This window comes from Bacteroides sp. 44_46 (genome assembly GCF_001915465.1).
In the GTDB taxonomy this organism is placed as follows: Bacteria; Bacteroidota; Bacteroidia; order Bacteroidales; family Bacteroidaceae; genus Bacteroides; species Bacteroides clarus.
On sequence record NZ_MNQO01000015.1, the window covers coordinates 18078 to 32022 of the forward strand.

General features: G+C 42.8%; 14 protein-coding genes. 2 read left to right on the top strand and 12 right to left on the bottom strand.

What is annotated here, in order from left to right:
- Window positions 1-6 precede the first annotated feature (6 nt).
- The 11 genes from BHV73_RS07195 to BHV73_RS07245 all read right to left on the bottom strand — a co-directional run bounded on the left by BHV73_RS07195 (window position 7) and on the right by BHV73_RS07245 (window position 10374).
- Window positions 7-1242, bottom strand: coding sequence for a hypothetical protein (locus BHV73_RS07195; RefSeq protein WP_255380202.1), 1236 nt, complete (start codon window positions 1240-1242; stop codon window positions 7-9).
- Window positions 1243-1261: 19 nt separating this feature from the next.
- Window positions 1262-2386 (bottom strand): Clp protease ClpP, encoded by a 1125-nt coding sequence (locus tag BHV73_RS07200; RefSeq protein ID WP_255380203.1) that lies wholly within the window; start codon window positions 2384-2386, stop codon window positions 1262-1264.
- Window positions 2387-2470: 84 nt separating this feature from the next.
- On the bottom strand, window positions 2471-2959 hold the full coding sequence (locus tag BHV73_RS07205; RefSeq protein WP_255380204.1) for a hypothetical protein: 489 nt from the start codon (window positions 2957-2959) through the stop codon (window positions 2471-2473).
- Window positions 2940-3524 carry a hypothetical protein gene (locus BHV73_RS07210; protein WP_255380205.1) on the bottom strand — a complete coding sequence of 195 codons (585 nt, stop codon included), beginning with the start codon at window positions 3522-3524 and terminating at the stop codon, window positions 2940-2942. Before BHV73_RS07210 ends, BHV73_RS07205 begins: the two co-directional genes overlap by 20 nt.
- Before the next feature lie 579 nt (window positions 3525-4103).
- On the bottom strand, window positions 4104-4433 hold the full coding sequence (locus BHV73_RS07215) for a hypothetical protein (protein WP_148359819.1): 330 nt from the start codon (window positions 4431-4433) through the stop codon (window positions 4104-4106).
- A gap of 59 nt (window positions 4434-4492) precedes the next feature.
- On the bottom strand, window positions 4493-4813 hold the full coding sequence (locus tag BHV73_RS07220; protein WP_255380206.1) for a hypothetical protein: 321 nt from the start codon (window positions 4811-4813) through the stop codon (window positions 4493-4495).
- A complete protein-coding gene (locus BHV73_RS07225; protein ID WP_255380207.1) occupies window positions 4813-7866 on the bottom strand; it encodes a CHC2 zinc finger domain-containing protein in 3054 nt (1017 codons plus the stop codon). The genes BHV73_RS07220 and BHV73_RS07225 overlap by 1 nt, the downstream gene beginning before the upstream one ends.
- A gap of 194 nt (window positions 7867-8060) precedes the next feature.
- Entirely contained in the window at window positions 8061-8411 is a 351-nt protein-coding gene (locus BHV73_RS07230) for a hypothetical protein (protein ID WP_255380208.1), read from the bottom strand.
- Window positions 8412-8449: 38 nt separating this feature from the next.
- Window positions 8450-9478, bottom strand: coding sequence for a DNA-methyltransferase (locus tag BHV73_RS07235; protein WP_286737488.1), 1029 nt, complete (start codon window positions 9476-9478; stop codon window positions 8450-8452).
- 166 nt (window positions 9479-9644) lie between these two features.
- A complete protein-coding gene (locus BHV73_RS07240; protein WP_255380210.1) occupies window positions 9645-10046 on the bottom strand; it encodes a hypothetical protein in 402 nt (133 codons plus the stop codon).
- Window positions 10047-10149: 103 nt separating this feature from the next.
- The gene (locus tag BHV73_RS07245; protein ID WP_255380211.1) at window positions 10150-10374 is read right to left on the bottom strand and encodes a hypothetical protein; all 225 of its coding nucleotides are present in this window, start codon (window positions 10372-10374) and stop codon (window positions 10150-10152) included.
- A gap of 112 nt (window positions 10375-10486) precedes the next feature.
- Here BHV73_RS07245 and BHV73_RS07250 point away from each other — a divergent pair, with 112 nt between their 5' ends.
- Window positions 10487-10843 (top strand): helix-turn-helix domain-containing protein, encoded by a 357-nt coding sequence (locus BHV73_RS07250; protein ID WP_255380212.1) that lies wholly within the window; start codon window positions 10487-10489, stop codon window positions 10841-10843.
- Between the two features lie 291 nt (window positions 10844-11134).
- Window positions 11135-11848 carry a tetratricopeptide repeat protein gene (locus BHV73_RS07255; RefSeq protein ID WP_009120998.1) on the top strand — a complete coding sequence of 238 codons (714 nt, stop codon included), beginning with the start codon at window positions 11135-11137 and terminating at the stop codon, window positions 11846-11848.
- Between the two features lie 73 nt (window positions 11849-11921).
- Here BHV73_RS07255 and BHV73_RS07260 read toward each other — a convergent pair whose 3' ends face one another.
- Entirely contained in the window at window positions 11922-13931 is a 2010-nt protein-coding gene (locus BHV73_RS07260) for an alpha amylase C-terminal domain-containing protein (protein ID WP_087411929.1), read from the bottom strand.
- Window positions 13932-13945 lie beyond the last annotated feature (14 nt).

Here is a 13945-nt window from a genome sequence, read left to right on the forward strand (position 1 = left end):
CAGGATTTATTCAGATTTAACAACATAGGTGCCCGTCACTTTTTCCACCTTGCCCGCAGCGGGTGTCTTCTTCTGCACGGCAGGAGTGGTATATCCGGCAGCTTCCAGGAACTCGACGGTATATTCCTTACCACCGGGAACAGCCACATACGTACCGGAATCACGCCAAATTTCCTCGCCTTGAATACGCCACTTTCCACCGTTGTTGGCCGCTTCATCCGGCGCAATGGTCACCTCAATGTATCCGAACGGATTGGTTCCTTCAGGATCCACCGGACGGTCATTGACGCAGAACTCAGACTTGTGTACGGATACGAACTGGAAACCAATCAGATACTTCCCGGCAGCATCGAACGTATAGGGGTTACCCGACATGAACGGCTTGATGGACTTGAAGTCGCTTTCCTTATCAAAACCGTAGCATACGTTCTCCTTGGTGGTCAGCATGACGAACTGGCTGCCGTCGGGAAGATTCGGAACACGTACCAGCTCGCAACGGTTGTTGGAGCCGAGAAGATGCTGCGTATCAGAAGTGTCTTCCTTAAGTCCGATAACGATGGTACCCTCATCTTTGCGCCAGTCGTCGTACATGTCACCCAAATCATCGGAAATGAACATCTTAATGTTCTTCTTGCGCTTGAAGGTACGCGGCATGTAACGCCACATTTCCAGCAGTTTCTCTCCGATATTGGCACGTGTCAACTCGCCGGTGGTATAAACGTTACCCTCAGCGCTGGAGATGTCTCCGACTGCCTCGCCTTCGGTGATGATGGTACCGATACCATCGAAAGAGTCCTGAATATCCGTCTTTTCTTCATCAGCACTGTATTTTGCCGTGAAAATGGCAAACAGCAGGTCATTGGACGCCAGTTCGTGTCCGTGGTTGATCAGCCACAGTTCGAACGGATGTTCCTTGCGGAGTGTACCGGGAACTTCGGCGATATAGGTACGGCGGTAACGTTCCGGCTCATCAGACATCTCCATCACAACGGGACGCACTACCAGGCGGCGGGGAACAATCTTGCCCAGGTACTTGCCGGCCGTGAACTTACCGGTATATTTGCCGGAGATGCTTCCGCCCTCCACCTTGCCCAGTTCAAGGGAATCGGTAATGCCCGGTACCGGAGTGAAATGTTTCAAGACTTCCGAAGCATCGAGCTTGTCGACCGCCTTCAGGATGTCCTTGTGTTTTTTTACCGCGGTCAGAACGGCGGTAATGTCAATAGGTGCTTTAAAATCCATAAATAGAAAAGTTTAGATGTTATTCATTCTCAAAACTGTTGATAGGGTCTGTAGCAATGTCCGCGAACCTGTTGTCTTCGTTCGCTTCCTGATGGCTGACCGTACCCGTTCCCGGTATCCGGGTGACAATGTCACGGATAACCTGTACCTTCGCCTTGTTGTCAGCGGCATTCTTGACACTGTCACTCAGGCTATCAAGGTCATTTACAACTGCTGTCAGACTGTCTTCGGCTGTTTCCTTAGCGGTATTGGCAGCCGCCAAATCGTTTTCTGCTTTGGCTTTCGCATCATTGGCAGCCTTGATGGCGTCATTGATAGCCTGCAAGTTCTCTACAGTAAGCGATACCTTACCGTCCTTTTCCTCAATGCCTTCACAATTGAGGATCTGATTGATGAAAGTAAATTCTTTACGCATGGAAATAACTGTATTTGAATTAGAAATGTCTTCAGGTTTATTATTGGCAGGAAACAGCCCTTTGATACCGTCGATAATCTGGGAAACCAGATTTTTGTCACGGCTTTCCGGTTCCGGCTTCTCTTCTGAAGCAATAACCGGCAGCGGTAGGCCGAGTGCGGTAAAGCAATCGGTTATTTCATTGGTCACCTGCGGCTTTTTGTGGGCGCCGGGAATAACCCTGTCTATAAATCCCCATTCCTTGGCTTCGGAAGCAGGCATCCAGCGTTCCTCTTCCATCAGGGTGATAACCTCCTTCAGACTTTTTCCGCTGCGGTTGATATACTTCTGTGCAATCATCAGGTCAATAGCCTCGGCGCTCTTCTTTTTGTTCTGCAAATCCTTGATGGTATCTTCAAGCTGATCCGCGTTAAGCTGGCCCCAGATGTCCACTCCCAGGCTGCACTTATGTGCCAGCCACATACCGTCCTCGTGCATTTCAATGGACTTGGCGCCGAATGCCAATATGGTAGCCGCCGAAGCGTTGAAGCTGATGAACTCCACCGTCACGTTGCCGTGCTCGGCCATCAGGCTGGACATGGCAACCGCTTCCGCAACATCACCGCCCGGACTGGAAACCTTCAAACGTACGGGCTGGCCTTTTGCTTTGTCCAGAAAGTATTTCAAATAATTCTTATTGTACCAATACCGGTCAATACTGCCGAATAGTGTGATAACCGTCTCGTTCATATAACTTTTTTACGCAAAGAAAAGCGCAAAAAAAACGGTACCCAAGGACACAGGGTACCGTCAAACACGGAATAAACGTATTTTTTATCTTTCCAGACCTTCCAGTTCTGCTATATAAATTGTTGGTTCATCCTGGACACAGGTGAACGTGAACGATGTGCCGTTACGCTGAGAAACAGAATGTCCGGTTGTCTTGTTTGTGGAGAATAGCATAAGTGCATCTTCCTGCCCGCACCAATGTACCTGCCCATTACCGTCTACTGCCAATACATACCATAAGCCACGCTCCAAAGATTCTATCAACCGGTGATTCATAGAAGAGAGTTTCGGAATAATCCCTTCAACCGACACATTCCAGCAGTCTCCTGCATCATTCACTTCCTTATCCTCATTATATACATAAGTATCATTGGCATATACCGGTATGGAAATAATCTCTTCCGGATTACAAAGTTCCAGATAGTTCAAATCAGCAATGTAATCCCTGCGAATCTGCAAAAATGAACTCAGAGGAACAGCAATCACCTGCAATAAGCCACCAATGTTCTCAAAATCATAGTTTATTACTTTCATAGGCTAATTTTCCTTGCTGGGAAATTGTCCCAAACTCGGACAACTTCCCCAAGATTATACGGTTAATAAAATCTAAAATTGTTGTATTCTCCACCTTTTTCCGATATCCATGCCGGTTATATTCCCTGCGAATGGTATCATACGGCCAGGTGTCCTCATCGAATCCGAAACTGTTCTGAAAATTGCGGATAGCGGTTGAGAGTGGAATCCCTACACTCACATGAGTATCGAGATAGAGGAAAAGCATCTGCTTGATGCGCCGTTCCACTTTGTTTCCGAATGCCACCACTTCAGTATTCGACAAAGCCCATCCGTAGCGATAGAAATCATCACGACGTATCTCCACCGCTACATGGGTGGTATAACGGTAGAGGTTTCGGTACCTGTTTTCATAACGGCCACGTTTTGACAGCCGGGAAAGGAAATCATTTTGCAGCTCCTTATCCGATGACAGGTTGACTATTTCGTCCCAGGTGTCATCCGGGGCGTTGAAGTTATGCAGCAAGAACTGCCTGACGTACGGTTTACAAGGGAGCCAGCAGACGAATCGGTCTTTCTTTGTCATTTAAAGCGTTGATTTTTACACAAATATACAAAATACCAAGAATATAACCAAACCCTTGCACGAATATAGTACAAAAATCGTGCGGCAGTACTTTTGTACATGTGTATTTTGTTATATGGCTAATTTTCAACTTGTTATATATGTACAAAAATCGTACGAAACCGTACAAAATCTTCTGTTTGCGTACTTTTGGGCATTTTTTTGAGAAAAGTACAATTCGTGCGCTATTCGTGCATAATTTGTACGGATTTTGTACGATTGTAATAATTTGTGTATCAGTATTTTGTGTGATTGATTTTGCACGTCCGTACAAATGCACGATTTTTTTTCCATTTTTTAAGGTAGTCTATTTTTAAAAGAAGAATAAAAAAAAAGAATAATATACCCCTCCAGAGATTCTGCGTCTGTTTTCGCTTTCATGCACGTTTGTCCAAATCGTTATTATGACGGGTTGGGAGAGAGGGGGAAGGGGTGAAAGAAAAAAATAGCATCCGACTGTACTCACGCACAGTCGGATGCAGACAAATCTCAATATGTACTTTCAAGAATACTCCGTGTTATGTTTTCCCAGACTGGCCGTCATAAAAAATCTTCCGGATAGAACACTTTGCAAATGAATTCGTATTCACGGGGTATGGAACGAACTCCTACAGCCACACACAATCCCCGTGCGGCCATTTCATACAAGCGCTGGTTGGTGAGTACAGCTCCACGAAAATTATAGTTGCTACAGAAAATAAAATAGGCCGTTGACAGGTCTATACTGTACATGTCATTCGATATGATTTTCGCCGCATCCGAAGGGATAAGGGCGAAACCGAGACGTACCGCCAGACGGCTCAACAGTCTCTTACGCTCAGCCGGTTCCGGAGAGACGACTACAAATATTTTGTGTTCTTTTTTTAGCATGATTCTTTGCGTAATTCGTTGAAAATATGTATCTTTACATCATAATAAATTGGCATGGTCTATCTTTTTCCTTGTCTTGGGATAAATCGGTTTGCAGAAGGTTTAAAGCCGGTTGTCCGCCGTACATACTCCATATCATCCGACAGTTCCAATTGTCCCATATATTTGTTATAAGGTTGTTCTGCAATGAGAGTCTTCACGATGTCCCGAAACAGTGCCAGGTCCTTTCCCTGGCAGCGGTCTGAAATACGAAACCGGTAACCTTCCGGCAAATCAATGCACATCAGATATACCGCATTGTAGAATGCCATGAAACGTTGCGGAGCCATGTCGTAGAGAGGCACAAGCCTGGCTATGATATTGGAATACGTCTCGTTCATCAGAATGCAAGTTTGTTGTCCGGATTGCTAATTGATGAGTCAAACGGGTCATTCTGGGGGGACTGTTCTCCAGCTGTTTTTCCTATGGTAAAGTATTCCACTCCACCGGATTTATCATCTATAACCGGTTTCCCATCCTTGTCCAAAAAGAGAGGTAAGCCACTCTTGGCATCATACTTGTGCGGGTTGAATATCCAGCCTTTCCATTCGCAATATTTTTTTATCTTGTCCTTGAAGGCGGTAGAAGTAATGTACTTGCGCTGCTGCGGATCATAGTTACAAAAATTATCATAAATCTCCTTGCGAGGGGTACGGCGACAGTGTTCTTCACTGCTGAAGTATTCATCCGCCCAGGATATGATGGTCTCTCCAATCTCCTGCCTTAACTTACGCTGCTGCAAGCGTTCGCCCGGTGCCTGTACGACCCCGAATCTAAGATAGAGTTGTATGCAATTGGCCAGCATGTTCCAGGTCAGGTTCCATTGTGTGAAGTCCCATTCGGAAAAGAATAGTACCCCGAAATCATCCATGGGTTTGTGCTTGTCATTATAAAAATCGGAAAAGGCTATCAGCCATTGCCGGTCGGTATAACTGGAACCGGTACCGCGGATGGCATGGTTAGTGGGGATATATACTTTGGGCGATTTGGCGAATGGATAAGTGATACGTGCGCCTCCTTTTTTGTTTACGGTCCAGTCCCCGGTAAGATTGGGAAACAGAAATTCGAAATTGAAATTCAGCATGACATCGTCGATGAATACCAGGCGGGTACGTTCGTCAATGTCATTCCAAATAAAACTGTCGTTGAAAATATCCGTCCGTTTTCCGGATATATAAACAGTATCGACAACCTGGCGCATCAGTTCGCCGACAAGTGACTTACCGCTACGTCCATTGCTGTCACCAACTTCTGACTGTTTGCCGTCCATACCGATAACAGCACGTGTCACATTCGCGTCTTTGCATTCCATCAGCATGTAACCGATAGCGCACATCTTTGAAAGCAAATGAAGATTATTTTCGTAGATTTCGTTTTCCTCAATTTCTTCCGGCTTCTTTCTCCAAGTGAAATTACTTGTATTAATCAGGAACTGAAGATAGTGGCATTTCTTGCCGTCCGAAGAGAGTTCATAGTCATACTTGCCATCCTTCTCCCTGAAAACAATGAGAGGGCGGCCGAGATACTTGACATCAGTGTTTTTTCGCTGTTCATCCCATATCTGGTGGGTGATACTTTCATAACCCACTTCCTTGACCTCATGCTGGGTAATATGCCAGCAATGGTCACGGAAATAGAAATATTGCTCGTCACGTGACGGAGAGATAAAATTCGGTTGGATGAAAGCGAGCCTCGACATCTGGAACGGCCCGACATATTGCGAACCACCCTTAAGCAGCTGGTTGTTAACGAAACGGCTGCAGTTCTGTTCGGCAAAGGCAAACATGAAATCGCGTGCGTCCTCCACGTCAATAGTCCGGACTACTGGCGGTTCCAGATGAATATATGTCCAGAGTTTGGTATCGAGCAGGCGATAACGGCCGATACCCCGGTTCTGAAAAAAGGTTTTGGCAGCCACATAGTCATATTCAAACACCGGTACTCTGTTGCCGTTTGTTTCTTTATAGTCCTCATTCCAGAACTTCTCATCTTCATCATAGGGTAGGGCAGATACCAGTTTACCGTTCTCATCAAATTTCCATGCATAGCGGCCAAAGATAAATTCCGGAAGTTCCTGCAGGACCTCTCGATGTTGTTCGGCAAATTTCTCATGGCTGTGCAGGTTCCATAATTCCCGTAGCTTTTGGTCATTCCATGTAGTGATTTTGAATACTTCCACATATTTACCCATCCCTGATTTCTCGTTGCAAGCAAATTCCAAGTCTTCGGCCAACTCCTCTTCATGGCCGGCCAGTTTGTCGGCCAAGAGGTCGTCCAGTCCCTTATCGCCTTCATCGTTCTTGTTGATGTGGCCTATGAATATTTCCACCATAATACCCCGGTTCTTCAGCATCCGCATGTAGTCCTTGAAATTACGGGCAGCGGAGAAAAAACACCGGGGACGCGTATCGACAGGAGTATTAAACTTTATATTATTGGAGAGGTCGTTCCAGTCCGAATCAAAGATGAAAGCCACTTCCTTGACTCCACAGACAGTGATTATCTTGACGAGGTCTTCCGGCAGTGCCCCTTTTTGTCCCAAGTTCTGAATACCGCTGACCGCTATGGAAGGGATGCCATGTTTACATGCTTTTTCCGCTTTCTTTTCTCCTTCCTGAATGTAAAGTCTTGGAAATTGCTCTTTCTTCTTATACAGCTGTCTCATACGCTCCGGAATGTATATAGGTGTACCGCTGCCGGCAGGAGATTTATATTTGAACGGCTTTCCTTCCTTGTCTCGGTGCTCATCCGGAAACTGCCAACGAACACGATAATATACTTTGAGTTCCTGCTTACCACGTCCCGGAAGTTTACGCATATAAGTGACCGGCATACCATCCAAGTCGTAATATTCGATAATGACATCATCTCCATCAACGATGTTACCGTATTCGTCAACGGTTCCCGGACGGAAAGTCTTTGCCTCAAAAATGCTTTGTGTATCTCCTTTCTTGAAAATATGTGCCGTTACATCCTGATAAGTCAGTCCGCTACCAGCGAGCATACGGGCGCAGAATGTATCGACGTTCTCTCCTTTGGCTTCTTTACTCCGTCTCTTCATTTTAGCAGGGGTAGCAGGCTTTTTCTCAGGCTTGGGGTCAAGCAATACATTGAATTTGCGTGCCAGGTAATCACATGCTTCCAGGAACTGCATATCTTCCGCCCGTTGCAGATAGTCCAACGGCTCCCTACCTTTTATGTCTGGGCAACTGAAACATTTGAAAATCTGTTTGGCCGGAGAGATATGTAGTTTTTCCTGTCCATGGCATTTAGGGCATTCACATTTATATTCACTACCTCGTTTCCGTAGTTCATGGAAATCACCGATTACATCAAGGAGCTTACCTTTAGAGGCTTCCTTGATTCGTCTTATATCATCTTGAGTAAAGTACATAAGGGTTTTATATATTGTCGCTACGAATTACATTGTTTTTGGAATTAAGCAATAGGACTTAAATCTTTCCAAGAAACAGTATATATATCAAGTTTATTTTTCAATCGGGCATTCTCTTGTGAGAGCTGTCTGATAGTTTTATATGGTGCAAGATTGTCTTCCGTCATATGTTGTAATAATTATCAAGAACGAGATTAGTGCACTTTTAAACCTTTGAGCAACATTTCGGCCATCACTATATTGATTCCGTGATGCTCCTTGAGATTCTCCGGATTCTTCCCGGTCAATGTCATACTCAAATTTTCCTTGCGGTAATCACGCTCCACATCAAAGTATAATTCCTGTCCTCTGTCATCATGGAAAGTAATCCGGCACTTTTCCACCAATCCACCCAGTTCTGAGGCGTCCAACCATAAGTCCGGCTTGTTATCCACCTTCAGATGGCAGTACCGATGGACTTTACCGCCCTTACGAATCAACTCCACTTCAACGATTGTCGCTATTTCATTTGTCCGCAGTATGCGTATTTTCTGACCTTTTTTCATTGTTATTTCTTTTTTATTCATTTCTTACTTGATTTTAATTATCTAAAAAATCCCAGTTCTTTAATTATTCTCTCTTTTGCCATATCCACATAACTGGGATTTAATTCAAAGCCAATATATTTGCGGTTAAGTTTTCTTGCAACTACAGCCGTAGTACCAGAACCCATGAAAGGGTCAAGAACAATTCCACCTTCCGGACATCCAGCTTTGATGCAATCAACTATTAAGGCAGGAGGAAATACAGCAAAGTGAACGTCTTTAAAAGCGGAAGTACATACACTCCAAACCGAACGTTTATTTACCATTCCAGAAGGGACATAGCATCGTTCACTATTACGACGGAACATAGGATCATCTTCTTTGTAAATTTGAGACTTTCGTTTCCGGCCGCCAACATATTGTTGCTTTCTATATGCTTGAGGATTATTGTTTTCTTTTGAGTTATAATTATATTCTCTGTTGCGCTGGACTCCTGACGGCCGGTTCTCCTCAGTCTTGGCTACTTGCTTTATTGCTTCCGAATTAAAGTAATAATGTTTTGATTTACTAAGAAGAAAAATATATTCGTGAGCCTTTGTACACCTATCCTTAACACTTTCTGGCATAGGATTTGGTTTGTGCCAAATAATATCCTGGCGCAAAAACCAGCCATCTGCACGCAGAGCAAAGGCAAGCATCCAGGGAATACCAATCAAATCTTTTGATTTATATCCCATGCATTTCTTTATAATGGTAGCTTTGCCAAGTGTGCCTCTATTGGTTCCCAGCTTGTAATTCATGGCATTATCTGGGTAGCTGGCTTCCCCCTTCATGGAGCTGGCATAGCTATCTCCTATGTTGAGCCACAATGTACCATCCTTAGTTAATACTCTACGAACCTCTCGAAATACATCAACCAACTTCTGAATATATTCTTCTGGAGTTTTTTCAAGTCCTATCTGGGCATCATCGCCATAGTCCCGTAACGCGTAGTAAGGTGGGGAGGTTACACAACAATGAATGCTATTGTCTGGAAGATATTTTAATCCTTGCAAACATTCAGAATTATATATTTGATTTACATTCATTTCTACTTTGTTTTGAGGGTTATTTTATCACATCTGTTAATCCGTGTCTTTACTTCTTTTCCATACCAGGAACACCAATAATATGGCTGAAATAAATTGGGGGAATGTGTACAATATTTACATCTTTCACACAGGTGGATTTTACTCATTTCTTATTAGTTATACGTCAATCTCCAATTATTGTATGGATAGTATATGTCTGCTTCCCTTTGAAATCAGAGAAATCGATTAAGGACTGTTTATAGTAAAGTGCAAGGGCTACCTTACGAAACCTTTCATAGTTCCGCCTGTCAATAGGTTTAAGTCCCCATTTCCCCATATCCTCTACCAGTTTCTTACGGGTATGAGCAGAATGTCCTATGCAACTATTCTTTCCAAATTCATGGCTAATTCTATGACTTTGAAAATCTACATCTTTAGAAACAAAAATGTCAAGGCGCTCCAATTTCTTAAAACTTAATCTTTCATCTCCTTGTCTGGATATTGTTTTTTCTTCAAGCCAGGCAACAATCTCAAGATCGTAGAAGCCTTGACGATAATCTTTTTTGTAGAAATAATGTATTCTCATAGATTGTTATTTTTGGGGAGACTTTCTTCATGTGCAATTTCCGTAAAGTATCTTCTACTTTACACAGAAGTTGTATAACTTTTGCATAATAAAGTACTCATAGTTATCTATCAAAGAGAGTTACTCCTATAACTTCTTCTATCTTATCTTTAGCCAATTCAGGAATCCGGACTAAGCCGCTTCGCCAATTATTGAATGTGTAAAGAGGAACCTTACACTCGTTTGCTAACTTTCTGGCCATTTTAGGTGACTCACATACAGGCAGGCTGCGTAAATAGCTACGCAATGCAATACCATCATTTACTTTTTTCTTCTTTTTTTCTTCCATAATATATTTAATATTGATTATTTATTCATAGATTTATGATGCAAATATAAATTTAAGGAAATTAATTTCCAAATAATTTAATTATTAATTTCCTATTAGTTTAATTATAAGTATGAAACACTTTGGAAATCAATTAGATGAATTATTTAGAAAAAAGAGAATTGTTCAAAAGGATTTTGCCAATAGAATGGGAGTAACTGCGGTTACTATAACTAAATGGAAGTCTTTGGAAAGTATTGATGCTGCCAAGTTGGAAGCAATATCTAAAGTCTTGAATATACCTATCTCATATTGGTTTGATGATGATTGTCAATTCAATCAATCAATAGTAAATGGTGACGGTAGTGCTGCTTCTGTATATGGTAATGCCACAGCAGGAATGATTGCTGATAAAGATAAAGAAATAGAACACCTTAAATTATTATTAGAGGAAAAGGAAAGAACTATTCAAATATTGATGCAAAAATAAAATTTAGATAACAAAGAGTATATAAATGACTATTAGCCAATAAGAAATGTAGTGGCAACGGAATCACAACGAAAAGGCAAGCAGTCGATAAAAACTGCTTGCCTTTCGTCGTTTTATAATCTTAATGAATTTTCTTCCCGATAAACCGCTATCATCCCGTCAACATCTTTGTTTACGTAAAATAACACTTGTTACTACTCTCGTAAAAAGCTCAAAAAAGGTAAAAAGGTTTTGCTCCTACGTTATAGGCTGCTAACTTTGGAATATCAACTTTTAAAATAATAAAAGCATATGAAAAAATTAATCTTATCTCTTGCACTATGTTGTGCAGCTACTAATTTCTTTGCGCAGAATGCTGACCCTGCACAATTGGTCAACGAAGGTAAAGCCGCACTTGAGGCTAAAAATTATCAAGAAGCATTCACAAAATTCAGTACTTATCTGACACAGACCAACAACCAAGATTCTGTAATCGCTTTTAACTGCGGTGTTTGCGCCGATAAAATTAAGAAACCGGCGGACGCTTTGAAATATTTCGATATAGCCGTACAGAAAAAGTATAACTTGGCCAATGCTTATATCGGTAAAGCCGGTGCATTGAAGGATTTGAAGAAGAATGATGAATATGTAGCTACTCTGAAAGAAGGTCTGGAAGCAGTTCCCGGAAATAAAACATTGACCAAGCTGTATGCCACTTACTATGTAAATCAAGGTATTTTGGCACAAAGAGCCAAGAAAAACAGTGCCGCAGAAGAAGCTTTCAAACAAGCGGTTTCTATTCAGCCCGACAATGTAAACGCACTCAATAGCTTAGGCTCATTATACTACAATCAAGGCGCAACTCTGCTGAAAACAGATGCAGATAAAGCAAAAGAGGAATTTAAACAAGCCAAGGAATACTTGGATAAACTGATTCCGTTATTGTCTGCCGACAAACCGGCTCAAAAGAAAATGAAAGACAATGCAAATACAATGTTGAATTTCATCAATTCTCAATTACAGTAAATATTTTCAAGAAGATAGCAAAAGAGAGGCAGGTACTGAATTACCTGCCTCTCTCTTTATTCTACCACTTGTATTATTTGGCCTTTCTCAATACCACTGCCGTACGTGCCGGAATATAGAGCTTCAGCCACTCCTTCTTTTCTTTCTTATACAGAGGGTCCGATAGAGTGAAATGCTTCACTGTATCATCGGTAAGGCCGTTACCGCCATAATCCGGATTATCCGTATTTAATATAACCTCATAAGAACCTGCCGGAACCAAGAAGCCATAATCAGTGAAAGACTGTTTAGGATTGAAGTTGAATACAAATATCAAATCCTTACGCATATACGCCAATATCTGATCGCCGTCATTATGCCAGATTTCCTGAACCGGTGTAGCCTGGAAATTCTTCACGCTCTTGATGACTCCCAACATGGCGCAATCGAAATCACCCAGATAATGATATGCCAGATTCTTGTTATCTACCAAATCCCATTGACGGCGGGCATACTTGCACGACCAGCCGTTACCTTCACGAGGGAAGTCTATCCATTCGGGATGGCCGAATTCATTACCCATGAAATTAAGATAACCGCCATTAATAGTCGTCGCTGTCAGCAAACGTATCATTTTGTGCAAAGCGATGCCGCGATGTACCGTATAGTTTTCATCACCCTTCTGCATGTGCCAATACATATCGGCGTCTATCAAGCGGAAAACAATGGTTTTGTCACCTACCAATGCTTGGTCGTGGCTTTCCGCATAAGATATTGTTTTTTCGTCCTGACGGCGATTGGTTACTTCCCAGAACATGCTGGACGGTTTCCAGTCTTCATCTATCTTTTCTTTGATAGTCTTAATCCAATAATCGGGAACATTCATAGCCATGCGATAATCAAACCCATAGCCGCCGTCCTCAAACTTGGCAGCCAGACCCGGCATTCCCGATACTTCCTCCGCAATGGTTATTGCTTTAGGATTAACTTGATGAATCAAGCGGTTGGCAAGCGTCAGATAACAAATGGCGTTATCGTCCTGATGACCGTTGAAATAATCTCCATAATTACAGAATGCTTCACCTAAGCCGTGACTGTAATACAACATGGAAGTCACACCGTCAAAACGGAAGCCGTCGAAGTGATATTCTTCCATCCAGTACTTGCAGTTGGACAGTAAGAAATGAATTACTTCATTCTTGCCATAATCAAAGCAAAGTGAGTCCCATGCCGGATGTTCGCGACGGGCGCCCGGGTAGAAATATTGATTCGGATCACCGGCAAAGTTCCCCAAGCCTTCAACCTCGTTTTTCACTGCATGTGAATGAACAATATCCATGATAACGGCAATACCCATGCTGTGGGCTGTATCAATCAATTCTTTCAGTTCTTCCGGAGTACCGAAACGGGAAGAAGCCGCAAAGAAACTGGAAACATGATAGCCGAAACTTCCGTAATACGGATGTTCCTGAATCGCCATAATCTGAATACAATTATATCCGTCCTTGGCAATGCGCGGAAGAATCTTTTCCTGAAACTCTTTGTAGCTGCCTACTTTTTCCTCCTGTTGTGCCATACCGATGTGGCATTCGTAAATCAACAACGGGTCGGTAGCGGCCTTGAAGCTCTTTTTTTTCATCTTGTACGGTTTCTCCGGAGACCATACTTGCGCGCTGAATATCTTGGTTTGCTCATCTTGAACAACCCGATTGGCCCATGCCGGAATGCGTTCGCCGCAACCGCCGTCCCAATACACCATCAACTTATATAAGTCGCCGTGTTTCATGGCGTCGGCGGGGAGCTTTATTTCCCAGTTGCCGTTCGCCTTACGTTTCAGGCTGTATTTTTTCTCTTCTTTCCAATCGTTGAATGTGCCAATCAGGAAAATTTGGGTGGCATTAGGCGCCCATTCGCGAAACACCCAGCCGTCATCTGTGCGATGTAAACCAAAATAAAGATAGCCGGATGCAAAATCCGATAATGTCTGCTTTCCCTTGTTGGTCAACTCAGCCTCTTTTTCAGCGGCATGTTTATGGCGTCCGTTTATGGCATCTGCATAAGGTTCCAGCCAAGGATCGTTTTTAATCAAATTCAATGTTTCCATAGAGGATTAATTTT